Source organism: Falsiruegeria litorea R37, assembly GCF_900172225.1.
Taxonomy (GTDB): Bacteria; Pseudomonadota; Alphaproteobacteria; order Rhodobacterales; family Rhodobacteraceae; genus Falsiruegeria; species Falsiruegeria litorea.
Window position 1 is genome coordinate 136,755 of record NZ_FWFO01000003.1, and the last position, 22,624, is coordinate 159,378.

The window sequence follows — 22,624 nt, forward strand, 5'->3', positions numbered from 1 at the left end:
ACCGAGCCAAGGGGAAAGCGTCCAGCCCCTCCCCCCTTGACGACCGCCGCCTAAGGGCCGACGATAACGGCAAATTTTGATAGAGAAGGGTTCTATTATGTCTGTTTTCTTCCGCCGCTCTGCCGGCGCCGCCATAGCTTATGCCGTCGCAACCCAAGGTGCATGGGCCGATTTGACCGCGAATGACGTTTGGTCCGATTGGAAAGCGTACATGGGTGGAATGGGCTATTCCATCTCTGGCGGAGAAAGCACATCCGGCAACGTAACCACAGTCTCGGACATGACGATGGCGATGGCGATCCCCGATGCCGAAGCCAGCTTTGAACTAATCATGCCCGAGGTCACGTTCACCGAAAACGGTGATGGAACCGTGGCCATCGGTATGCCCGAACAATTCCCTGTGAGCGTGAACATTGCAGCCGAAGGCGAAGATCCGGTCAAAGTGGTTCTGGACTACACGCTGACCAACATGGTGATGGTTGTCTCGGGAACCCCCACTGACATGACCTATACCTATTCGGTCGAGAAGAATGCAGTGTCGCTGGCCTCGATTGAGGCAGAAGGCGAAACCGTGCCTGAAGGGGCGGTGGACGTCAGCTTTGTCTTGGATGCGCTGGCTGGAACGTCGCAGATGAAAATCGGCGACACCATGCGCGACATTGCCCAGAGTATGACTGCGGGCAACGTCACCTATGACATTGCATTCGATGACCCCGAATCGGACGACGCTGGCAATTTCTCGGGCTCGGTGGCCGACGTCAGCTATACCGGTTCTGGTTCGATCCCGAACGAAATCAACGCTGCCGATTACAGCGCCTTCCTAAACTCGGGCTTCAAGTTTGATGGCGCGTTCAGCTACAAATCCGGCAACGGCGCGATGCAAGGCAGCGGAGATGGCGACCAATTCGCCATGAGCTCGAAATCCACCGGCGGCGATTTCCGCTTTGCGATGGACAGCAACCACCTGCTTTATGATCTGAGCCAAAGCGGCGCTGAAATCTCTGTCACCGTGTCGGAACTGCCGTTTCCGATCGACCTAAAAATGGCCAAGTCGGGCTTCAAACTGGACATGCCGATCCAGGCGGGCGATGCACCTCAGCCCTTTGCCTTTGGTATGAACCTGACCGATTTCACCATGTCCGACATGATCTGGGGCATGTTCGACCCGGCAGGCGCACTGCCGCGTGACCCGGCCACAGTGGCGCTGGACACCTCTGGCACGGCCAAGGTTCTGGTCGACTTTCTGGATCCGGCCGTGGCCGAAACCTTGGAAAAAACCGGCGCCGCACCGGGTGAGTTGAACACACTCAAGATCAACGAACTTCTGGTTTCGCTGGTTGGCGCCAAGCTGGCAGGTACTGGTGATTTCGAATTCGACAACTCGAACCTCGAAGCTTTTGACGGCATGCCTGCACCTTCGGGTGTCGCCAACCTGGAAATCAGCGGCGCCAACGCTTTGATCGACAAGCTGATCGCGATGGGGTTCGTCTCGGATCAGGACGCCATGGGCGCGCGGATGATGATGGGCCTGCTGGCGGTACCGGGTGACGCGCCCGATACGCTGAAATCGACGATCGAGATCAACAAACAAGGTCACATCGTCGCCAACGGACAGCGGATCAAGTAACCGCTTTGACAGTTCACGATCAGGGCTGCCTTTGGGTGGCCCTTTTCTTTTCCGGGTGGGGCTTGCAGGGCTCTGCCTGCAAGGCTAGGTCCAAGGGGTAGCCCGAAAAACACAACGAGAGGCCGGATGTCGCAAACCCCAGAAGAGCTGAGCCACGCCCTGATTGACGCCGCCTGCAAGGCCGGAGCCGAAGCGGCGGATGCCATCGTGATCCGGGGCACATCGGTATCGGTCGATGTCCGCAACGGCGCCTTGGAAATGGCCGAACGGTCCGAAGGTAGCGACCTGGGGTTGCGGGTTTTTTTGGGGCAACGACAGGCCATCGTCTCAAGCTCGGACGCGCGCCCTGAAACCATGCATGCCATGGCAGAACGGGCCGTGGCGATGGCAAAAGAAGCGCCCGAAGACCCCTATACCGGTCTGGCTGATCCATCGCAGATTGCGCAGGATTGGGATTATGACACGCTCGAGCTGTTTGATCCCACGGCGGAACCAACCCCTGAGGCCCTGAAAGAAGACGCACTCGCTGCCGAAGCCGCCGCGGCCGCTGTCGAGGGTGTCTCGCAGGTCTCGGACGCTGGCGCAGGGTATGGCGAGCACCGCGTGCACCTGGCCGCAACCAACGGGTTTTCGGGCGGTTATGCACGCACCGGGCGGTCGGTGTCCTGCGTTGCGATCTCAGGCACCGGAACCGGGATGGAGCGTGACTATGACGGTGACAGCCGCTGTTTTCAGTCCGATCTGCGCAATCCAGTGGAAATCGGACGAACAGCAGGTGAGCGCGCCGTTCAATTGGTGGGCGCCCGCAAACCCGAAACGGGCACCTATCCGGTGCTCTTCGACGAGCGGATTTCATCATCCTTGATTGGCCACCTGATGGCGGCCAGCAACGGGGCTGCAATCGCGCGCGGGTCCTCCTGGCTCAAGGACTCGATGGGGCAGCAGGTCCTGCCAGATCATCTGTCGGTGATCGAGGATCCCCACCGCCCTCGTGTACCAGGGTCCCGGCCCTTTGATGCCGAAGGCCTGCCCACGCAACGTCGCGCCGTCGTGGAAAACGGGATGCTCACCGGCTGGACGCTGGATCTGTCCAGCGCGCGTAAGCTGGATATGGCATCCACCGCCAACGCAGCGCGCGGAGTCTCTTCGCCCCCGTCACCCAGCAACTGGAACCTGGAACTGACCCAAGGCAATCAAAGCCGCGTGGATCTATTGCGCGACATGGGAACCGGCCTGTTGGTCACTTCGATGATCGGATCGACGATCAACCCCAACACGGGTGACTATTCACGTGGCGCATCCGGATTCTGGGTCGAAAACGGTGAAATAACCCACCCGGTCAACGAATGCACCATCGCGGGTAACCTGCGTGACATGCTGATGCGGATAATCCCGGCCAACGACGCGCGGGGCTATCTGTCACGCGTTGTACCCTCGCTCTTGATCGAAGGGATGACGCTTGCCGGGAACTGATCTGTCACTACTTGTCGATGCCGCGCTTGAAGCGGGTAAAATCGCTTCACGCTATTCCGGGAAAGAAGCCAAGCGTTGGGAAAAACCCGACGGTGCAGGCCCCGTGACCGAGGCGGATCTGGCCGTAAATGAAATGCTCGAGGACACATTGCCCGCCGCCCGGCCGGATTATGGCTGGCTGTCGGAAGAGACCGAAGACAGCACCGATCGCCTGGACCGGTCCCGCGTCTTTGTCATCGACCCAATCGACGGCACCCGCAGCTTTGCCGAAGGCTCGCGCACCTGGGCGCATTCGCTGGCAATTTGCGAGAACGGGGTTACCACGGCCGCCGTGGTTTATCTTCCACAGCGTGACATGCTCTTTGCAGCCGCGACCGGGCAGGGTGCAACGCTCAACGGCGATCTGATTACGGTCACCGACACAGCAAACCTGACCGAAGCCCAGGTGCTGGCAGCCAAACCCAACTTGAACAGCACCCATTGGCGGGGCGGCCAAGTGCCCGACTTTGGGCGCGCCTATCGCCCGTCACTGGCCTATCGCATGGCCTTGGTGGCTCAGGGGCGGTTCAACGGCATGCTGACATTGCGCCCCAGCTGGGAATGGGACATCGCCGCCGGTGATTTGATCATTCGCGAGGCGGGCGGCCAGTGCACTGACCGTTTCGGCGCGCCGCTGCGGTTTAACAATCCGCAACCCAAGCTCAGCGGTGTCGTCGCAGGGGGGCAACTGCTCCACACCAAGCTCAGCGCCGCATTGAACCCTGACAGTTCAGGTATTCCGGGACATTGACCTCTGTCTCTGCGACAATTGACTGAACTCGCGGATTTCGTAGGTTGCAGTCAACTCGGCCCCATGGCGCTCAAGGAACATTTCTATGGACCGCTTTATGCTCAAACAGCTTGCCGACCCAAGGCCGGTCCAGCAACATTTGGCGTTTTGATCCATGGCGCGGTCTCTTAGCCTGACAGCATACCGTGCGTTGTCTTGGGGTGGACAGCAGTCCCCCGAGCAGCTACCCGACGCGCGTCCGGACGGGCCATTGATTTGGTTTCATGCCACAACACCCGAACGACTTGCAGCACTGCAAGACTTGAGCGGTCGGTTGATGCAACAAAGACCGGAGCTCAGCGTGCTGTTCACGCGTCCTCCTGCCTCGGAAAGCAGGCGTTGGCCTCGACATCTGCTCAACGCGGTTGAACTGCCCCAGGATCACCCTGGCGCGGTACGTGGTTTTCTCAGCCATTGGCGACCGGATATCTGCATCTGGACCGGCGGATCGCTACAGCCCAACTTGATCAGCCAAGCTGCCGAAAACCGCGTGCCCATGATCCTGCTCGGCGCAGTTGAAAGCGAACTGCACTTACGGCGCCACCGTTGGCTGCCCGATTTGCTGCGCACCACGCTGGATTGCTTCGACACGATCCTGACCGATAGCGAGGCATCGGCCCGTTATGTTCGCCGTGCAGGCATCGGGTCAGGCAAAGTATCGGTCTCTGCCGCGTTACAGGTGAGCCCAAATCCCCGCCCCTGGCCCGAAGAGGAACTGGCCGAAACCAATCAAACTTTGGCCGGGCGACCCGTGTGGTTGTCCGCCTGGTCGCAAGACAGCGAGTTCATTTCGATCTTGATCGCCCACCGGCATGCACTGCGGTACCTGCATCGGCTGCTGTTGGTCCTGCACGTTGCTGACCCTTCCGAGGCCAACCCGTTGAAGGCGCGGCTGGCTGCCATGGATCTGCGCTGCGCCGATTGGGATGCGGGCGACGAGATCGAGGACACCACCCAAGTGGTCCTGAGCACGGTCGCCGAGGATCTGGAGCTATGGTATCGCGTTGCACCCGTGACCTTTCTGGGAAGCTCGCTAGAACCCGGCGCCGGGGGGCAAGACCCGCTGACTGCTGTCGCCCTGGGGTCAGCGGTTCTTTATGGGTCGCACGTACAGGGTCACATTGACACCTACGCGCGTCTGGCGTCTGCCGGGGCTGCGCGCGCGGTGCGCAATGCCAATGATCTGGGATCAGGTGTTGTACAGCTGTTGGCCCCGGATCAGGCAGCCGCCGTAGCGTTGGCCGGCTGGCAGGTGGTGACCGAAGGGGCGCATTTGACGGATCAGCTGATTGACCTGATACAGGACAAACTGGACGAACAGGACCGATAGCATGAGACCGCCCAACTTCTGGAACACCGCCCCTGATCGATTGGATTGGCGCGCTTGGTGCTTGCGTCCCCTGGGCGCGCTCTATGCGGCGGCAACCGCGCGCCGGATCGCCAAACGAGCGCCCCTGGATCCCGGCGTTCCGGTGATCTGCGTTGGCAATCTGAATGCAGGTGGCACAGGCAAAACACCAACCGTGATCTGGGTCATCGAACAGCTGCGCAACGCAGGGCACGAGCCGCATGTGGTTACTCGTGGCTATGGCGGAACGCTCGAAGGGCCGGTTCGGGTTGAGCCAGGCAAACACGATGCTGTTCAGGTGGGTGACGAACCCCTGCTGGTGGCTGCATTTGCCGAAGTCTGGGTCGCCAAAGATCGCGCCGCTGGCGCGCAGGCGGCGGCTGACTTTGGGGCGACGGTGATTGTCCTGGACGATGGGTTCCAGAACCCCAGCGTCAAGAAAGACCTCTCTATCATCGTTGTGGACGCCGCCCAGGGGTTTGGCAACGGTCTCTGCCTGCCTGCCGGTCCCTTGCGTGAGCCGGTCGACGTGGGACTGGCCCGTGCCGATGTGGTGTTGTCACTTGGGGATACGGACGCGCAAACCTCGTTCGTCGACGCCTGGGGTGGTTCACTGAGCGTTCCACATGTCAGCGGAGAGGTTCGGCCGCTTCAAACCGGTATGGATTGGTCCGACACCCCTGTGCTGGCGTTTGCCGGCATCGGCAATCCGACCAAGTTCTTTCGCACGCTCCGGGACCAAGGCGCCGAACTGCGCCGCGCCGAGCCGTTGGATGACCATCAGCCCTTGACCCAAGCTTTGATGACGCGCCTCGAAGGAGAAGCGAAACTGTTGGGCGCCCAAATGGTCACAACAGAAAAAGACGCAGTGCGATTGCCACCTGCCTTTCGCAGCAAGGTAATCACCCTGCCAGTTCGCTTGCATGTACATGACGGCGAACGCTTGACCGAGATGATGCTGCGCGCCGCTCCTGCACCTTGAGAACAAAGGGAACGGAGGTGCTCCCGCCCGTCGTCGATGTTTCTGACGAAACACCTCCTCCCGTTGGGCCCGGCCGCGCCTTCGGCGCGGCGGGTGGCGCTTACATCATCTGTAGTCTCTGGAGGGTGTAAAAGAGTTCGATTGCCAGCCTAATGACGGCGACGTGTGCCACACGCGCCGGCGCCGGGCATCGCTCGGCGCCCGGCCCAAGGCCGCTAGCGGTGCTGACGAAGTCAGGATCGCTCGGGCGCGGGATCCCTCCGAGCTTGGTGAAAACCGCTAGTTATCTTCACCCAGCTTTGGAGCCGGGCGATGCAGTGCAAGTTCTGCGTCAGAAAAGCGGAACGGAGACCGGACGCCGGGCACGCCGTCCAACTCGATCTGCATTCCACGCGCGATGATCTGCGGGTCGGCCATAACCTCGTCCAGCGTGTTGATCGGGCCGGCGGGAACACCCTGCGCTTCACAGGCCGCTAGCAGGTCGGCTTTGCTGCGTTGCGCCGTTGCGCCATTCAGACGGGCAATCATGACTCGGCGGTTCGCGATCCTGTCCTTGTTGCGCAGGAACTCGGGCGCTTCGGCCATGTCTTCGAGGTCCAGAATCTTGCACAACCGCTGGTACTGACGATCGTTGCCAGTTGCGATGATGATGTGACCATCGGCGCAATCGAACACCTGATAGGGCGTCAGGTTCACATGGGCATTGCCCATCCGTTCCGGCGCCTTGCCGGTGGTCAGATAATTCAGAGCCTGATTGGCGGTCACCGCAACTGCGACATCCAGCAAGGCCATGTCCACATGCTGGCCCCGACCCGTTGTCTCGCGTTGATGCAACGCCGCCAGAATGCCCGACACGGCATAGATGCCGGTGAAGATGTCGGTGATGGCAACACCTGATTTCTGAGGTTGACCGTCCGGCTCACCCGTAATTGACATCAAGCCGGACATGCCTTGAATGATAAAGTCATAACCCGCCCGGTGCGCATAAGGCCCATCTTGCCCAAAACCGGTGATCGAGCAGTAAATCAGGCGCGGATTGACCTCTTTCAAGCTGTCGTAATCCAGACCGTATTTCGCCAGCCCACCAACCTTGAAGTTCTCGATCAATATGTCGGCGTTGCGGACCATCTCGCGCACTTGCGCTTGGCCCTCGGGGGACGCAAAATCGACCGTGACCGAGGATTTACCCCGGTTCGTTGAGTGAAAATAAGCAGCCGCTTCATCCTCATCCCGCGTCACAAAGGGCGGCCCCCAGGCGCGGGTGTCATCGCCAGCGGGGGACTCGACCTTGATCACTTCGGCCCCTAGGTCAGACAGCGTTTGACCGGCCCAAGGGCCGGCCAGAATACGAGCCAGTTCGATGACCTTGAGGCCCGCCAGCGGTGCCGTCATCAGCTGCCCAGCTCGGCTTCGATCAGGGCCTTGAAATCGGCATAAGACTGGTTCGAGACCTTTTCGCCGTTGACGATGAAGCTTGGGGTGCTTTCGATCCCGTCGCGTTGCGCGTTTTCCTGATACCACGCCACCAGAGTCTGCGCTTTGCCGGCATCCGACAAGCACGCCTCCAGCGTTTCAGTATCCAGACCCGCGATGCGGCCGATCTTGCGAAGCGCGTCGGCAATCTCGGACGGGCCACCGGCCCTCGCCCATTCGGATTGGCTCGAATAGATCAGATCATTGACACCAAAAAACTTCTCGGGTCCAGCACAACGCGCAATCATCGAGGCCCAAACCCCAGGCGCATCGAAATACACCTCACGGTAGATGAATTTCACCTTACCGGTGTCGATGAAATCCTTCTTGAGCTGCTTGTACGGCCCTTCGTGAAACGCCGCACAATGCGGACACGTATAAGAGGCGTATTCAATGATTTCGACCGGCGCGTCTTCGGCGCCCTGCACCATCTCGATGACGGTGGATGTGTCGATCTCGGTCTCTTGCGCATGGGCTGCACCCACCAGCGGGTTGCTGGGCAGCGGGCTTTGCGACGTGCTCAGCCAATACCCGCCCGCAGCGATTGCCACGGCAGCACAAAAGATTGTTCCAAAACGGGTCATACCTCGCCCTTTCTCAGTGTTTTTTCTTAGATAGGATGTTGCGGCCCAAACGTTCAAGAGCCGCCCGCAAATCGTCACTTTCGACCCCATCGGCCGCATCGCGCGCGGCAGTCACGACCTCGGGGTTGATCTTGGGTTCCGCTGGCTTCGGTTTGTGCCCGAAGCTGGCCTGCCCCTCGGCAAATCCGGTGGGCGCGGTCTGGGTGATACGGATGCGGCTGATCGCGTTGTACCCGTAGGCCGCGTTCACCTTTTCCCTCAACCGCTCTTTTTGCATTTCCAGCATCGGCGCCTGTGGCCCAGTGGTCAGCACCGTCAGTGTCGCGCCAAAGCCATTGCGCCCATAGCCCACGTTTACAGGCCGCGCGATGGCAGCAATGTCCTGTCCCACAATCTCGGCCCAATGGGTCAGAACCCGCGACACGGCAAAGCCACGGCTTTCCCCAGCGCGCCGGATCTGGTCGCTGAGCACCGTCCCTGTGCGTTTGAACCCGTAAGTTGTCGTTCGTCTGGGCTTCATCTGGTTTCCGACTCTGTTGGCGCTATTGTAGAGAGCACTCGGACAGGTGCCAGTGAAACCCGTAGAGCAGGGGAAAATTGTTTGCAAAAGCACGAACACAAGGTTGTGAGCAGCGCGCTATTGGCGTGGTACGATGTGCATGCGCGCGAATTGCCGTGGCGGATCTCTCCCTCGGATCGGCAAGCTGGGGTGGTTCCTGACCCGTATCGCGTATGGCTGTCCGAGATCATGCTGCAGCAAACCACCGTTGCTGCGGTCAAAGACTACTTTCATCGCTTCACGTCTCGCTGGCCCACGGTATTGGATCTGGCCGCCGCGCGGGATGAGGATGTGATGGGGGAATGGGCCGGTCTGGGATACTATGCCCGCGCCCGCAACCTGCTGAAATGCGCGCGCCACGTGACCGAGGCCCATGGCGGCATCTTCCCGGACACGCATGATGAGCTTCTGACCCTTCCCGGCATTGGCCCGTACACCGCCGCGGCCATCGCCTCAATCGCGTTTGATCGATCCGAGACCGTTCTGGACGGCAACGTCGAGCGGGTCATGGCCCGGTTCCACGACATCCACGACCCCTTGCCCGGCTCAAAGCCTAGGCTGCGCGACCTGGCCGAGGGGCACACGCCCTCGAAGCGCCCCGGTGATCATGCCCAGGCAGTGATGGATCTGGGCGCGACCGTGTGTACGCCCAAGTCCCCGGCCTGTGGGATCTGCCCCCTGATGCCCGATTGCCAAGGACAGCTGGCAGGCACGGCTGCAGAGTTGCCGAAGAAAACACCCAAGAAACCCAAACCGACCCGCTACGGCTATGCCTATATCTCCCGCGATAGCGAAGGCGGCTGGCTGATGGAACGGCGCCCGGACAAGGGATTGCTGGGCGGCATGCTGGGCTGGCCCGGATCGGAATGGTCTGAAAGCCCGACCCCCAAGCCCCCGTTTGAGGCGGATTGGCACGATATCGGGGCTGAGGTGCGCCACACCTTCACCCACTTCCATTTGCGTCTGGTCGTGCTGACTGCGCCGATGGCAGACGGGCCGCTGCCCAAGGGCCTCCACATCGTTACCAAACACGACTTTCGCCCCTCGGACCTGCCCACTGTGATGCGCAAAGCATATGATCTATGGCGTGACCATTAGCACCCTGTAGTCAAAGGCAAATCCGCGATAAACTACGCGCAAATCTGATGCGGAGCTCATCGTGATCGCACCCGAAATCTTAAACCGTTGGCAAAGCGCCCTGCCCTTCTGGATCTCCATCCTGCTGGTCCCTTTGGCTTGGTTTGCGGCCATAACCGGTGGCTGGAGCCTGATCCTGGTGCCATTGACGACATGGTGGGCTTTTGCGATCCTCGATCAGCTGACCGGGCTGAACACCGAAAACGCCGATCCACAGACGCCCGACGGGCAGTTGAATTGGTACATCCGGCTTACGCAGCTTTGGGTGCCAATACAATTCCTGACGCTCTTTGGCCTGATCTGGTACGCGACACACAGCGCCCATCTGAGCAGCCTGGAGAAGGTGGCCCTGTTCTTTGGCGTCGGCGTGATCACCGGCACCATCGGCATCAATTACAGCCACGAGTTGATGCACCAGAAAAGTCGATTCGAGCGGACCCTGGGCGATATCCTGTTGGCCATGGTCCTTTACAGCCACTTCCGCTCCGAGCATTTGTTGGTACATCACCGTTATGTCGGCACCCCACGCGACCCAGTGACCGCCCGCTACAACGAGGGATTTCACCGTTTCTACCCCCGCGTCTTGATCCAATGCCTGCGCAGCGCGTTCAAAGCGGAAAGGGACATGCTGGCGCGCAAGGGCCTGCCTTGGACAAACCTGCGCAACCCCTTCTTCCGCTATTGGGCGCTCCAAGCAGGGATGATCCTGCTGGCCTTCGTGCTGGGTGGTTTCAGCGGTGTGCTGCTGTTTCTGGTGCAGGCCGGGGTGGCGATTTGGCAGTTGGAACTGGTGAACTACGTGGAACACTATGGGCTGACGCGAAAGCACCTGGGCGATGGCAAGTATGAGACGGTCCAGCCGCGCCATTCATGGAACGCGGCACATAAGGCGTCGAATTGGCTGTTGATCAATCTGCAGCGACATTCAGACCACCATTACAAACCTGACCGCCGCTTTCCGCTGCTGCAGAACCACACCGAAGAGGACGCGCCACAACTGCCCTACGGCTATCCAGTGATGACCGTCGCGGCGATGATCCCACCTCTCTGGCGTCGTGTCATGAACCCGCGTGTGCGCAGTTGGCGGCGACACTACTATCCTGAGATCACAGATTGGCTGGACTACAACAAGGCACGCAACCCGATGCCACGCTGACAAGAGAATGCGACCGCAGCGCACCGCAGGTGCGCTGCCCGGCCCAACCAGAGGCGACGCCGCAGGCGTCAACGATGGGCGGGAGCACCCCCGTCACAAGGTCCAGACATCCATACGGCCATCCACACCACGTACCCCCTGATCTGAGCGCAACTCCAGCCCCTCAAGGCACTCCAACTCTGAGATATGCTCGCGGATCACCTGATCACGCAGGTCACTGCTGATTACCAACTTCACCCCAAAGTCCCGCGTCAACCCTTCAAGTTTGGCCGCCACGTTCACCGCATTGCCAATCACCGCATATTCCAACCGGTTTGCTCCGATATCGCCCAAAAGCGCCGGTCCATAGTGGACCCCAATTCCGGCCTGGATTTCTGGTTCTCCCGCGCGTTTGCGCTCAGCATTCCACTGCTCGAGCACCTGTACCATGGACCGCGCACAGGCCAGAGCGTTCGACGCATCGCGATCACCCGATATCGGTGTGCCAAAAGTCGCCATCAACCCGTCGCCCAGGTATTTGTCGAGCGTGCCATTGTGACGAAACACCTCGGCCTCCATCCGGGAATGGAACCCGCGCAGCAGTTCGATCACCGAATAGGGGTCCCGGTCGGCCGCAAACTTGGTGAAGCCAACGATGTCGATGAACAAAACGGCGATGTTTTCGTTGCGCACCTGCTTGAGCGGCTCGTCGTTCTGGCTCAACTGATCCACCACATTCGGTGAGAAGTACCGCGACAGGTTCGCGCGTTCACGCTCAAGGCTCGCATTGCTCAGCAACAGCCGATTGAAGCGGCGCACCGAAAAGGCCAGCGTCACGGCGACAATCATGAAAACAACAGCTTCCTGAATACGCAAGCTTGGCATCACGCTGTCGGGCTTCATGAATTCGGCCACATCCGGATAACCTGCAAAGGCCCGCGTCACTTGCTCAGACAGCCCCGGAATCGGAGTCGCAAACCACCACATGGCGATCCAGCCCACCGTCCACATACCCGCAGTCCAAGTGCCAATAGCGATCACCGTTCGCCATGTGTATGCCAGCGTGCCGCCCGCCAGGATCAGGAAGAAATACTGAAAATTGTCGAATTGATACTGCATCGCCAAGGGGCGAACATCTTCGCTGAGCGGGTTCGGGACCAGCATCCCCAAGGTCATTATCAGCAGATCCAGGAACAGCAAAAGCAACTCAAGCCCGGATTGCCCGACCCGACCTGCGCGACGGATGAACCACCCATTCAAGGCCACCAAAGCCAGAATGAAATGATAGTATACCACCTCCCACGCGGGATTTATGAGGACCAGGAACACCGCAATGATTGCCATCGCGATCCAGCGGGCTCGCACAGCCAGCTCCAGCCCTTCTCGCTTGTGACGCTCCAGAACCGCTTGCGTATACTCATTCACCTCATCTGGAATGTCTGGCTGGGTGAAAAAGAACCTCTCGCGGCGCGTTTGCGGGGCGGCGGTTTCGGTCATGGTTGTTTTCCCTCGTGTCCGAGACAGAGATAAGACAGCAACTTACCCCCCAAAACCCCCTGCGACAAAAAGAAAAAACCCCGCCGAGATCGGCGGGGCAAGGTGTAGTGCCATGTGTCAGGCCACAGGCACCGGCGGTATTCTTGATCTATTGTTGGATTAGTTCCGCATCTCGGATCGGATTTGCTGGCGCAGAACGTCGATCGGAACCGTCTTGCCATCGCGTTTGAAGCACCAATAAGTCCAGCCGTTGCACGAAGGCGCGTTTTCCAGATGCGCACCGACCTGATGGATCGACCCTTTGATATTGTCGCCAATCAACGTGCCATCGGCGCGTACCTTGGCCTTGTGGCGCTGGTTCATGGAATAAAGCTCTTCGCCCGGACGTAGCATGCCACGTTCAACCAGCTGGCCAAAAGGCACGCGCGGCTCGGCGCGTTTCGACGCACTGACTTCGAGCGCCTCGCGGTCGAATTTGCGGACCTTGGCAATCCGCTTCTGCGCCACCTTGCGATACGCCTCTTCGCGCTCGATGCCGATGAATTCGCGTCCCAGCATCTTGGCCACAGCACCGGTGGTGCCAGTGCCAAAGAACGGGTCCAGAACCACATCACCCGGCTTGGTCGAGCCGACCAGAATGCGGTGCAACAGCGCCTCGGGTTTTTGCGTCGGATGCGCCTTGTCGCCGTTTTCATCCTTGAGCCGCTCATGGCCTGTACAAATCGGCATGACCCAATCGCTGCGCATCTGGATGCCTTCGTTCAGCGCCTTGAGCGCCTCATAGTTGAAGGTGTATTTTGCGCCTTCCTCTTTCGAGGCCCAGATCATCGTCTCATGCGCGTTGGTAAAACGTTTGCCGCGGAAGTTCGGCATCGGGTTCGACTTGCGCCAGACCACATCGTTCAAGATCCAGTATCCCGCGTCCTGCAGGGCCGAGCCCACACGGAAGATGTTGTGGTACGAGCCAATCACCCAGATCGCCCCGTTGGGCTTGAGCAGACGCCGCGCGGCTTTCAGCCAGTCGCGGGTAAATTGATCGTAAACAGCAAAACTCGAAAACTGATCCCAATGGTCATCAACCGCATCCACCTGGCTGTTGTCCGGGCGATGCAGCTGGCCTTTGAGCTGCAAGTTATAGGGGGGATCGGCAAAAATCAGATCAACGGACGCCTCCGGCAGACTGTTCATCATTTCGATGCAGTCCCCAGATAGAATCGTGTTTAGAGGGAGCGCAGCTGCGCCCTTTACTTTGGTTGTCGTCATGTTCTGCCTCAGGTTCCACGGCGCATTTTTGCGCTCATTTGGTTAACCTAAAGATGAGTCAAACCGGATTCCGGGTCAATTTCTTTTTTGAATCATGAGGTTATGATTTACTCTTGATACAAGATATTGTGTACCGGCTTGAACGAACGTCTATGATGTGGGGTCACGCCAAGGTTTAGAAGCGCCTCGCGGTGTTTTTTCGACGGATATCCCGCGTTCGTTTCCCACCCATAACCGGGATGCTGTTGCGCCAAATCCACCATGACACGATCTCGACATATTTTGGCCACAATTGAAGCCGCCGCAATCGACACGGATCGCCCGTCGCCCTTGACCACGGCCTCGGATCGAGTCCGCAGCCCTTGAGGAATCAGATTTCCGTCGATCAGCAGGTAGTCGGGGGGCGGATTCAGTTCCGCCACAGCCCGTTCCATCGCCAGATGCGAGGCTTTGAGGATGTTGATTCGATCAATTTCTTCCACTGTGGCATGGGCGATGGACACCTCAGCCTGCGCATAGATGGCTGTCTCTAGCGCTTCGCGTTTCTTGGCTGTCAGCTTTTTGGAGTCATTCAACCCTTCAGGGATGTCATCAGGGTTCAGGATCACCGCTGCCGCCGTTACAGGCCCGGCCAAGGGGCCACGACCTACCTCGTCCACCCCCGCTATCCGTAGGTATCCTTGGGCGCGTAGCACCCGCTCCATTTCGTAATCTGGCTGTGTCATGGCAACCGGAAAAACCTGTCTGCCCGCCAATAGCAAGCCAAAAGGGGGAGAGAGGTTGTCCTCTCTCCCCCTGGCGCCGTTTGTCGGCGCTCTCCCTGCCCGACTTGGGTTCAGTATTGGCTGTGCACCACACGGTAGCCTTGCTGGCGCAGGCAACGCGGCTCATAGGCCTGCTTGTTGCGCTGACCGTTCCAGAACGAGATACGACACATCTGCGGCAAGCTGCCCGTGTACGAATAATGCTTTTGCAAGCACTTGGGCTTGAGCAGCGGTTGATTGCCGGGATAGCCGCGCATCTGTTTCAGACACTGCGACGGCAGATCATACCGCGAGATGCGCGGCGGCAGCGGGCGCGGGGCAACCGGCTGATAACGATTGTGCTGGCGCGCCACCCGCTCGCGCTTTTTCTTTTTGTCATAGTGGTGGACGGCTGCACCAAACAAAGCAATGGCGGCCAACCCGCCCAGGATCTTTTCAGCGTCCCCCGCCCGAGCTGGAGCGGCAGACAACCCGGTGATTGCAACGGCGGTGGCAACGATGAGAGCGATGAACTTACGATGCATGGATCATTTCCTTTCGAGGTCTTGATGTGGCCCACGAGGTTGGGCGTCTTGGATGTAGCGACACTGGGTTCGCACCGCTCAGACAGGCAATATCGCCCGCTTGTTATCGAATAACTGGCACCTCAAAGCCCTGTGGTTATTGAATAACCACGCCCAAGCGCGCAGGATGAGGACCATGAAACAGATCATGCAAATCGCGGCACTGGCCGCCCTGATTGCCGCCTCTTCTGGCCATGCTGCGGCTGAATGTTATGCCGACTACAAGGCGAAGCAGGACAGTCCCCTGCGGCTGCACTATGGCGTGATGCAGGTCAGTGCCTGCTCTCCTGGTCAGGCCAACGCCGAGGTCTCTGCGCGGCTGCAGGCTGCAGGCTGGACCCTGCTCAATGTGATTTCGGTTTTTGGCCCCGAGGGCCTGCAGGAAAGGAAGGCGGATGCCGGACCCTACTATCTCCGTTTCTGAGACACGCCGGTCCGGGACGCGACTTGTCGGGCTTGGGATCGCGGCGATCGTGGTCATCCTGGCAACAGCGGCGGTGTTCTTGTTTCTAACTCTGCCGGATGCCAATGCATTCAACGCGCGTGTCGAGCAGGTGTTCATCGATAATGACCTCACGACCCAAGCCGAGATCAAACTGCTCGAAATCCTGGCGCAATCCGGCACCGCCTTTGCCGATACGCTGACCAGCTATCGCATGGTGATCTTTGTCCTGCTGGTCTTTGCCAGCGCCATGCTGATCGCCGCATTGGCGTTTCTGGTGATGCTGGTCACCATGAACCGACGCATGGCGCAGATTGAACGCTCGGGCATTCAAGTGACGTCTTTGCTGATCAGCCGCGAAGAGAACACGGTCTACCTCAACAACATGGACTTCAAACTGACGCCTGCGGCGATTGAAACCCTGTCAGTGCTGGCCGAGGCGCGGATGGACGACGACGTGCTTTCAGGGGCCCAGATCGAGGCCATGATCTCGGGCAAGCATGCCTCGGACTGTGAAGAGGCCGCTGGGGCTACGCGGATCAAACGACTGCGCGATACGCTTGGCAACCAGATGGTGAGCGAACTTTTGGTCAGGAACATCGCCCGCCGCGGCTATATGCTGGCCATCGAAAAGGACGTGATCCAGATGGTTTGATTGCAAACATCCTTGCCCCACACGCCAACCGCCGAGCGCAGCGAGGCCCGGCCCAACGGGAGGAGGTTTTTCTGCCAAGAAAAATTGACGACGGGCGGGAGCACCCCCGTCTCACGGATCAAGACCTGTCAACTCTAGTGATTTGGCGACGTGCGCTGTTGCTCCTGGTTGGTGGGACGCACCGACTGGTTCGGTGTAACACAGGCGCATCGAGCCATGTTGTCATAGATCAGCTCGTCGTGAATCGGCGGGCATTGTTTGGCGCCAGGCGGCTGGATCGGAGTGCCCTTGAACGCACAAGCCGCCACGCAGATGCATTCGTCCCGCGTCAGGGGTTTTTGTGTCTGCCCCCAGGCAGGCAACGCACAACACACCAAAGCCACCCATAGTATACGCGCCATCTCACCCTCCTATCGCATCTGCAGAATGCCACCATCATCATCACATTCCAATTGGTTGAATTTGTACCGACCTCTTGGAATGTCTCGGCTTGCCCCCCATCCTAATAGGCATCTGCGCATGAAAGACGGAGGCTCTGGCTAACATGAACGTCCACACGTCCCCGCAGGTTCAGGGGTATTCCATCGACATCGAACCGCTGACAGGCCGGGTCGAAGTGTTCCGCAATGGCACCAAGCTCGCATCAAGCGAGCGGGCCAAGGTCATGTATGAAACCCGCCTGCCCCCCACGATCTATTTCCCCAAAGATGACGTCCGCGTCGATCTGAGCGAGGCGACAGAGCTGCAGACCTTTTGCCCGTTCAAGGGCACCGCCACCTACCGCGACATCCAACTCGACAGTGAGCGGCTAACCAACTCGGTTTGGGCCTACGAAAACGCCCTGCCCGAAAGCGAAGGGATTGCGGAACATATCGGGTTTGCGCAACAAAGCTATACCCACATCGATCTGGGCGAAAACACACTGCGTTCGACCAGCGATGGCAACATCAGCGGGCCCCTGATTGACTGGCTGCTGCGGGGCGCCTGGACGCTGAACACACCCGAAGATTTCACCCGCGCACTGGCTGAAAAAATGACAGAACACGGTGTGGCCGTTTCACGCCTGGGTGTTCTGGTCTGGTCGCTACATCCGTTAATCGCAGGCAAACACTACATCTGGGAGAAAGGCGCACCCGAAATTTCGACCTTTGCCCCGACTTATGAAATTCACGACCACCCTGCATACACAAACAGCCCGTTGCGCCACGTGTCGAACGGATTGGGCGGTGTGCGCCAGCGGCTGGATGACGAACATCCCGAAAACAGCTTTCCAATCATGGAGGACCTGCGTGCAAAGGGCGCCACGGACTATGTCGCCATGCCGCTGCCATTCTCGGATGGGCGCACCAACGTTCTGACCCTGACCAGCGACCACCCGGATGGGTTCACAACAGCCAACCTTGGCTTGATTTTTGAATGCTCGGTTGTGATCGCACGCTTTTACGAAGTTTTCATGCAACGCGAAAACGCGCAGTCCCTGTTGGAAACCTATGTGGGCAAACGCTCTGGCGCGCGGGTTTTGGGTGGCGAAATCCGCCGGGGCGACGGGGATGAGATCGACGCCGCCATCATGTTCTGCGATTTGCGCGGATCAACTCGGCTCGAGGAACGCCTGGGCCGCGACCGTTATATCGAGCTTCTGAACGCGTTCTTCGAATCCACCTCGGACATCGTGCATGAAAACGGTGGCGAAGTGCTCAAATTCATCGGCGATGCGGTGCTGGCTGTGTTCCCTGCGGGCAATAACGAGATGATGGCAAAGAAAAATGCGCTCAACAGCGCTAATGAGATCGTGCATCGGATGCCCGAGATCGACTGCCCTGACGAGAGCTGCGACTGTTCGATTGGGCTTTCGTTCGGGCGCGTCACCTATGGCAACATCGGGTCGAGGGAACGTTTGGATTTCACAGTGATCGGTCAAGCTGCAAATGTCGCTGCCCGTTTGGGGGACTACGGCAAAACCGTCGGCCACCGGATCGTGCTGAGCAAGGATATCCTAACCGCCTGCGGTGACTGCGAACCCTTGGGGGATGTGGCGCTGCACAATGTTTCGCAGCCTGTAGCCTGCTTCGCTGTCAGAGGCTGAAATAATAGGCCCGCCCCAGGAAGGGACGGGCGCCGCAACTGTGAGATCGTCTTCAAACGAAATCGACGCCGTTGTTGATCATCGGCAAGGCTGTCACGCGTGGACCGTTAACCGCAATCGCGTTGGCCAGCGCCGGTGCAGACGGTGGTGTGCCGGGCTCCCCAACACCAGTCGGCGCCTCATTCGAGGCCACGATGTGGACGTCGATAGAGCCGATGTCCCCGATCCGCAGCGGTTCGTAATCGGGAAAGTTCGACTGATCGACAACACCTTCCGTCAGCGTGATTTCATCCCGCATGACATGGCCGATGCCGTAACCTATGCCGCCCTCCATCTGGGCCTTGATCACATCCGGGTTGACTGCGATGCCACAATCCACCGCACAGGTCACATTCTCGACCTTAACATAGCCGTCTTCATCCCGCGAAATTTCGACCACTTCGGCCACGTATGAATTAAACGACTTGTGGACGGCAATGCCCTGATCGCGCCCCTCGGGTGGGGAACCCCAGTTGCCCTTTTCAGCAGCCAGTTTCAGAACGCCGGTCATCCGCTTCTGATCTGCTCCATCCCCGCTCAAATACGACAATCGGAACTCAACCGGGTCGCGACCCGCCGCCTTGGCCGCTGCATCCATCATGCTTTCGACCACATAAGCGGTATGTGTGTGCCCCACCGAACGCCACCACAGAACCGTGGTTGCCGGTGCCACATCCGTCAGGCCGATGTGTTGCTGCGGAATGAGATAGGGTGACTGTGTGACACCCTCAACCGATGAATGGTCCACTCCGTCTCGCACAGCCATCGCCTCGAACGGGGTACCCTTCATGATGGATTGCGCAGCGATGCGGTGGTCCCAACCCAGAATTTCGCCGTCAGCGTTCAACCCAACTCGGACCCGGTGAGCCACCGCAGGACGGTAGAAACCGCCGGTGATGTCATCTTCGCGTGACCAGACAAGTTTCACCGGACGCGACCAGTCGGTCAGGACAAAAGCCAAAGCCGCTTCGACCTGATAATCGGCCACCGGAGTTGCGCGGCGGCCAAAAGAACCACCTGCAAACATCGTATTGATCTGCACCTTGTCCATCGGCAGGCCCAAAATCTGCGAGAGCGCGCCATGCGGAACCGTCGGGAATTGACAACCATCGTGCATGATCACACCACCATCTGCCGTCGCCTCGATGGTGCAGGTCAAAGGTTCCATCGGGGCGTGCGCCAGCAGAGGGAAATAGAACGTCTCTTCCAGCACAGTTGCCGCACTATCCATCGACGATTGCGCTTTGGTCGCCGATGTTTCTGTCAGGACATAAGTTGGCTCAGCATTAACAGCGGCAACCAACTGCTCTCGGATCTCATCCGAACTGCGCGTTTCGGCGTTCGTGTCATCCCAATCGACACTTAGCGCCTCGCGCGCCTGGAATGCCGCCCAAGTGTGCTCGGCATAAACCACGACGCCTGCTTTGTTGGGCAGAACGGCCGCGCGGATGTACCCCTTGATCCCCTTGGCACCTTCGTCATTGAACCCGGTAGCCAATGCGCCCTTGCGTGGGCTGCGCAGGATCACCGCGACCATCTGATTGTCCAGATGAAGGTCCATGGCATATCTCGCGGTGCCGTTGATCTTGGGTGGCGTATCCTTGCGCTGCACATTGGCGTTTCCGATCAAGCGGAATTCTGATGGGTCCTTGAGTGTCGGGTTTTCAGGAACCGCCACCTGCGCCGCAGCCACCACAAACTGCGCCAAAGGTGCTTTCTTTGTGCCATCTGTCACCTGCCCATCCACGATGTCCAAGGAGCTTGCTTTGACGCCCCATTCCGTCGCGGCGGCACGGATCAGCATCTCACGTGCCGCGGCGCCGGCTTGACGATACTGCATGTAAGAATTCGCCATGGCCGTCGAACCGCCGGTACCCTGCACCGGACCAAAGAGAAGGTTGTTGTAGGCGCCCGGATCGGACGGTGCGAATTCGTAAGCGATGTCTTCCATCGAAATGCCAAGTTCTTCGGCGATCAAAGTGGTGAGGCCGGTTGCAGGCCCCTGCCCCTTTTCAAAGTGTTTGACGATGGCAGTTACAGTTCCGTCCGCATCAATTTTGACGAACGGGTTCAGCATGGCACTCTGCGACGATCCAGCTGCCAGCGCACCATCGGGTCGCATGCCAACAAACAGAACGGTCGAAGCTGCAGCGGCCCCTTTGAGAAAACCACGACGAGATGTGTTCAGTGTCATGATCAGGCCTCCAGTTTTTCGGATGCAAGTACGATGGCAGCACGAATGCGCTGATACGTTGCACAGCGGCACGCGTTGCCATTCATGTAATCGTCGATCTCTTCCAGCGTGGGTTTGCTGTTCTCGCTCAGCAGCCCAATCGCGGACATGATCTGCCCAGATTGGCAATACCCGCATTGCACAACGTCAAGCTCGGCCCAAGCCTCTTGCACGGCCGCGCCCACAGGGTTTTGATCCACGATTTCGATGGTGGTGATCTCGGCATCTTCCACATCTTCGATGTAGGTCTGACACGAGCGCACGGGCTCTCCATCCAGATGCACGGTGCAAGCGCCACAAGACGCAACGCCGCATCCGAATTTGGTTCCCGTCAGTTTCAATTCATCTCGGATCACCCAAAGTAACGGCGTTCCGGGTTCTGCTTCGACCTGATGTGTCTGGCCATTCAGCTTGAGGTTCAGGGTCATTATCCAATTCTCTCCTGTCGGTGACGCCAAGCGGCAAGCCCCGGATGCAAACATAAAGTGAACGATCACTTAAGTCGCAATTGAGACCATGCAATGCCATAGCGTTAGAGTTTTGATCTAGTGCCGCTACGTCGCCCAACCAAAACCAAATTGTGCCAAATGACTTTCAAATGGTGCCAACCTGTTCGATGAGCTGCCGCGAGCGCGCCTGCAATGGTGTAAGCCCAGTCCACCCCTTGAACGCCCTGTAGAACGAATTGGGGTCGCTAAATGCCAACAGATAAGAAATCTCATCAACGCTCAGGTCATCATCACGCAGATATTGCAACGACAATTCGGTACGTATGTCGTCCAGGATGCCCTGAAAGCTCTGCCCCTCATGGGCCAGATAGCGATACAAACTGCGTTTCGACACATTCAGCTCGCGACTGACCGCCATAGCGCTGGATTGTCCGCTTGGCAGCAAATCCATCAAAGCCACGCGAACCCGGGCGCTAAAAGACGCCTTGTTGTCCCGTACAGTCAGCTGCGCGCGCAATCCTTTTTCAAAGCTGGGCCAAAGTTCTTCATTTTCGGTAATCAGCGGATGCAAAGCATCTTCCAAGCTCAGATCAAAGGTCACATGTGGTGTCTGCTCGATGTGTATACCCACAAACGACTGCAGGCGGTTACGCTGCTCGGGCATCCCGGGGATGCCTGCGCGCAAAGGAATTACCGCTCGGGCTGTGTGAACGCGTGCAAGCTCAAGGAAATATGCCAGCTCAAACGTGGCAAAGCTCAGCGGAAACGGCACCTCGGGGTCCACTGGGACAATAGAAACTCGCAGGGCGTTGTCTATCCGCATCGTCTGGATTCGAACCGGCGCCACTAAAGGTTTGAAAACACCCAACCGCTGCAGACCGACTTCGGTGTTGGGGCTGCAGGAAAATGCCAGGATCGCAGGATTGAACGGCCCTCGCGCCGAATCGCGCGCCATTTGCAGCACGTCTACATCGCCTGCCTGCGAAATGATGCTATCCCACATGTCGAACAACTGCTTGGACGAAAATCCCTGCCCGTCACCGTCCAATAAATTCGCCGGAAGCCCCGCATGCTTCAGCGCAACATCTTGAGGCACATCTAGGTGCAAGCAAAGTTTCTGTGCGAAACGAGAAAACGGGTATCGGGCAGGTCTGGGCATTCGGTTGCGATCCAAACTAAACAGTGCACAAAGTACATTGTATCTAAATTCCCAATGTCCAGTGCCGGACGATCAACGAGGTGTTCCTGGCTCAATATGTTAGCCATTTGGCATTAAATGTTAGTAGGAATTGATGGAGAGAGTAACGATCCAACCATGGTACGTTGTTCTACTGACAGCCATCAGCCAGTGCTCTTGAGCCGAGGGGGTTTTCTGTCGGCTTGATGCGAACCGGAAATCACGTTTCCGCATCTCCGCGAGCAAGGCGATTTAAAGCAAGCTCAGCTCATCGCCATGTATGCGAAAGAGCGAAGAGAGCGATCGTCA

The 22,624-nt window shown here is 58.7% G+C and carries 21 protein-coding genes; 10 read left to right on the forward strand and 11 right to left on the reverse strand.

The annotated features are described in order from the left end of the window. Nucleotides 1-97 precede the first annotated feature (97 nt). The 5 genes from TRL7639_RS16980 (at nucleotide 98) to lpxK (ending at nucleotide 6,259) form a co-directional block, all read left to right on the forward strand. Nucleotides 98-1,627: a DUF2125 domain-containing protein gene (locus TRL7639_RS16980; RefSeq protein WP_085797062.1), complete on the forward strand. Its 1,530-nt coding sequence runs from the start codon at nucleotides 98-100 to the stop codon at nucleotides 1,625-1,627. Between the two features lie 126 nt (nucleotides 1,628-1,753). After that, nucleotides 1,754-3,100: a TldD/PmbA family protein gene (locus TRL7639_RS16985; RefSeq protein ID WP_085797063.1), complete on the forward strand. Its 1,347-nt coding sequence runs from the start codon at nucleotides 1,754-1,756 to the stop codon at nucleotides 3,098-3,100. Next, nucleotides 3,087-3,890 carry a 3'(2'),5'-bisphosphate nucleotidase CysQ gene (locus TRL7639_RS16990; protein WP_085797064.1) on the forward strand — a complete coding sequence of 268 codons (804 nt, stop codon included), beginning with the start codon at nucleotides 3,087-3,089 and terminating at the stop codon, nucleotides 3,888-3,890. The genes TRL7639_RS16985 and TRL7639_RS16990 overlap by 14 nt, the downstream gene beginning before the upstream one ends. Nucleotides 3,891-4,044: 154 nt before the next feature. Beyond that, on the forward strand, nucleotides 4,045-5,259 hold the full coding sequence (locus TRL7639_RS16995; RefSeq protein WP_085797065.1) for a 3-deoxy-D-manno-octulosonic acid transferase: 1,215 nt from the start codon (nucleotides 4,045-4,047) through the stop codon (nucleotides 5,257-5,259). A gap of 1 nt (nucleotide 5,260) precedes the next feature. Further along, complete coding sequence (gene lpxK, locus TRL7639_RS17000) at nucleotides 5,261-6,259, forward strand: tetraacyldisaccharide 4'-kinase (protein WP_085797066.1); 999 nt, start codon at nucleotides 5,261-5,263, stop codon at nucleotides 6,257-6,259. Nucleotides 6,260-6,538: 279 nt separating this feature from the next. Here the strand turns inward: lpxK and TRL7639_RS17005 are convergent, their stop codons facing one another. Genes TRL7639_RS17005 through TRL7639_RS17015 form a run of 3 tightly spaced genes read right to left on the reverse strand, consistent with a single transcriptional unit; the run spans nucleotide 6,539 to nucleotide 8,836 of the window. Further along, nucleotides 6,539-7,651, reverse strand: coding sequence for a CaiB/BaiF CoA transferase family protein (locus TRL7639_RS17005; protein WP_085797067.1), 1,113 nt, complete (start codon nucleotides 7,649-7,651; stop codon nucleotides 6,539-6,541). After that, nucleotides 7,651-8,316, reverse strand: coding sequence for a DsbA family protein (locus TRL7639_RS17010; protein ID WP_085797068.1), 666 nt, complete (start codon nucleotides 8,314-8,316; stop codon nucleotides 7,651-7,653). The genes TRL7639_RS17005 and TRL7639_RS17010 overlap by 1 nt, the downstream gene beginning before the upstream one ends. A 13-nt stretch (nucleotides 8,317-8,329) precedes the next feature. Further along, complete coding sequence (locus TRL7639_RS17015) at nucleotides 8,330-8,836, reverse strand: DUF721 domain-containing protein (RefSeq protein ID WP_085797069.1); 507 nt, start codon at nucleotides 8,834-8,836, stop codon at nucleotides 8,330-8,332. A gap of 105 nt (nucleotides 8,837-8,941) precedes the next feature. Between TRL7639_RS17015 and mutY the strand changes: the two genes are divergently transcribed. Then, a complete protein-coding gene (gene mutY / locus TRL7639_RS17020; protein WP_110647176.1) occupies nucleotides 8,942-9,973 on the forward strand; it encodes an A/G-specific adenine glycosylase in 1,032 nt (343 codons plus the stop codon). Nucleotides 9,974-10,034: 61 nt separating this feature from the next. Next, nucleotides 10,035-11,168: an alkane 1-monooxygenase gene (locus TRL7639_RS17025; protein ID WP_085797071.1), complete on the forward strand. Its 1,134-nt coding sequence runs from the start codon at nucleotides 10,035-10,037 to the stop codon at nucleotides 11,166-11,168. 93 nt (nucleotides 11,169-11,261) lie between these two features. On the opposite strand, the gene TRL7639_RS17030 is transcribed toward TRL7639_RS17025, so the two are convergent. The 4 genes from TRL7639_RS17030 to TRL7639_RS17045 form a co-directional block, all read right to left on the reverse strand. Beyond that, a complete protein-coding gene (locus TRL7639_RS17030) occupies nucleotides 11,262-12,644 on the reverse strand; it encodes an adenylate/guanylate cyclase domain-containing protein (RefSeq protein ID WP_085797072.1) in 1,383 nt (460 codons plus the stop codon). Nucleotides 12,645-12,803: 159 nt separating this feature from the next. Further along, a complete protein-coding gene (locus TRL7639_RS17035; protein WP_085797073.1) occupies nucleotides 12,804-13,907 on the reverse strand; it encodes a site-specific DNA-methyltransferase in 1,104 nt (367 codons plus the stop codon). 107 nt (nucleotides 13,908-14,014) lie between these two features. Next, nucleotides 14,015-14,632 carry a ribonuclease HII gene (rnhB, locus tag TRL7639_RS17040; protein WP_085797272.1) on the reverse strand — a complete coding sequence of 206 codons (618 nt, stop codon included), beginning with the start codon at nucleotides 14,630-14,632 and terminating at the stop codon, nucleotides 14,015-14,017. Between the two features lie 110 nt (nucleotides 14,633-14,742). Continuing rightward, complete coding sequence (locus TRL7639_RS17045; RefSeq protein ID WP_085797074.1) at nucleotides 14,743-15,195, reverse strand: hypothetical protein; 453 nt, start codon at nucleotides 15,193-15,195, stop codon at nucleotides 14,743-14,745. Between the two features lie 175 nt (nucleotides 15,196-15,370). On the opposite strand from TRL7639_RS17045, the gene TRL7639_RS17050 reads away from it, so the two are divergent. Then, entirely contained in the window at nucleotides 15,371-15,658 is a 288-nt protein-coding gene (locus TRL7639_RS17050) for a hypothetical protein (RefSeq protein ID WP_085797075.1), read from the forward strand. Further along, entirely contained in the window at nucleotides 15,630-16,331 is a 702-nt protein-coding gene (locus tag TRL7639_RS17055) for a winged helix-turn-helix domain-containing protein (protein ID WP_085797076.1), read from the forward strand. Before TRL7639_RS17050 ends, TRL7639_RS17055 begins: the two co-directional genes overlap by 29 nt. A 134-nt stretch (nucleotides 16,332-16,465) precedes the next feature. On the opposite strand, the gene TRL7639_RS22910 is transcribed toward TRL7639_RS17055, so the two are convergent. Continuing rightward, nucleotides 16,466-16,732 (reverse strand): hypothetical protein, encoded by a 267-nt coding sequence (locus tag TRL7639_RS22910; RefSeq protein ID WP_133057670.1) that lies wholly within the window; start codon nucleotides 16,730-16,732, stop codon nucleotides 16,466-16,468. Nucleotides 16,733-16,875: 143 nt separating this feature from the next. Here TRL7639_RS22910 and TRL7639_RS17060 point away from each other — a divergent pair, with 143 nt between their 5' ends. Further along, nucleotides 16,876-18,417, forward strand: coding sequence for a DUF427 domain-containing protein (locus TRL7639_RS17060; protein WP_085797077.1), 1,542 nt, complete (start codon nucleotides 16,876-16,878; stop codon nucleotides 18,415-18,417). Between the two features lie 52 nt (nucleotides 18,418-18,469). Here the strand turns inward: TRL7639_RS17060 and TRL7639_RS17065 are convergent, their stop codons facing one another. From TRL7639_RS17065 to TRL7639_RS17075, 3 genes are all read right to left on the reverse strand, one after another. Beyond that, nucleotides 18,470-20,650, reverse strand: a complete 2,181-nt coding sequence (locus tag TRL7639_RS17065) for a xanthine dehydrogenase family protein molybdopterin-binding subunit (protein WP_085797078.1) — start codon at nucleotides 20,648-20,650, stop codon at nucleotides 18,470-18,472. 2 nt (nucleotides 20,651-20,652) lie between these two features. Then, a complete protein-coding gene (locus TRL7639_RS17070) occupies nucleotides 20,653-21,117 on the reverse strand; it encodes a (2Fe-2S)-binding protein (protein ID WP_085797079.1) in 465 nt (154 codons plus the stop codon). 166 nt (nucleotides 21,118-21,283) lie between these two features. Beyond that, on the reverse strand, nucleotides 21,284-22,234 hold the full coding sequence (locus TRL7639_RS17075; protein WP_165759837.1) for an AraC family transcriptional regulator: 951 nt from the start codon (nucleotides 22,232-22,234) through the stop codon (nucleotides 21,284-21,286). Nucleotides 22,235-22,624: the final 390 nt, after the last annotated feature.

Coding starts and splice junctions, on each gene's coding strand:
- TRL7639_RS16980 (WP_085797062.1), top strand. CDS start 98: ATGTCTGTTTTCTTCCGCCGCTCTGCCGGCGCCGCCATAGCTTATGCC.
- TRL7639_RS16985 (WP_085797063.1), top strand. CDS start 1,754: ATGTCGCAAACCCCAGAAGAGCTGAGCCACGCCCTGATTGACGCCGCC.
- TRL7639_RS16995 (WP_085797065.1), top strand. CDS start 4,045: ATGGCGCGGTCTCTTAGCCTGACAGCATACCGTGCGTTGTCTTGGGGT.
- lpxK (WP_085797066.1), top strand. CDS start 5,261: ATGAGACCGCCCAACTTCTGGAACACCGCCCCTGATCGATTGGATTGG.
- TRL7639_RS17005 (WP_085797067.1), bottom strand. CDS start 7,651: ATGACGGCACCGCTGGCGGGCCTCAAGGTCATCGAACTGGCTCGTATT.
- TRL7639_RS17010 (WP_085797068.1), bottom strand. CDS start 8,316: ATGACCCGTTTTGGAACAATCTTTTGTGCTGCCGTGGCAATCGCTGCG.
- TRL7639_RS17015 (WP_085797069.1), bottom strand. CDS start 8,836: ATGAAGCCCAGACGAACGACAACTTACGGGTTCAAACGCACAGGGACG.
- TRL7639_RS17030 (WP_085797072.1), bottom strand. CDS start 12,644: ATGACCGAAACCGCCGCCCCGCAAACGCGCCGCGAGAGGTTCTTTTTC.
- TRL7639_RS17035 (WP_085797073.1), bottom strand. CDS start 13,907: ATGACGACAACCAAAGTAAAGGGCGCAGCTGCGCTCCCTCTAAACACG.
- rnhB (WP_085797272.1), bottom strand. CDS start 14,632: ATGACACAGCCAGATTACGAAATGGAGCGGGTGCTACGCGCCCAAGGA.
- TRL7639_RS17045 (WP_085797074.1), bottom strand. CDS start 15,195: ATGCATCGTAAGTTCATCGCTCTCATCGTTGCCACCGCCGTTGCAATC.
- TRL7639_RS17050 (WP_085797075.1), top strand. CDS start 15,371: ATGAAACAGATCATGCAAATCGCGGCACTGGCCGCCCTGATTGCCGCC.
- TRL7639_RS17055 (WP_085797076.1), top strand. CDS start 15,630: ATGCCGGACCCTACTATCTCCGTTTCTGAGACACGCCGGTCCGGGACG.
- TRL7639_RS22910 (WP_133057670.1), bottom strand. CDS start 16,732: ATGGCGCGTATACTATGGGTGGCTTTGGTGTGTTGTGCGTTGCCTGCC.
- TRL7639_RS17060 (WP_085797077.1), top strand. CDS start 16,876: ATGAACGTCCACACGTCCCCGCAGGTTCAGGGGTATTCCATCGACATC.
- TRL7639_RS17065 (WP_085797078.1), bottom strand. CDS start 20,650: ATGACACTGAACACATCTCGTCGTGGTTTTCTCAAAGGGGCCGCTGCA.
- TRL7639_RS17070 (WP_085797079.1), bottom strand. CDS start 21,117: ATGACCCTGAACCTCAAGCTGAATGGCCAGACACATCAGGTCGAAGCA.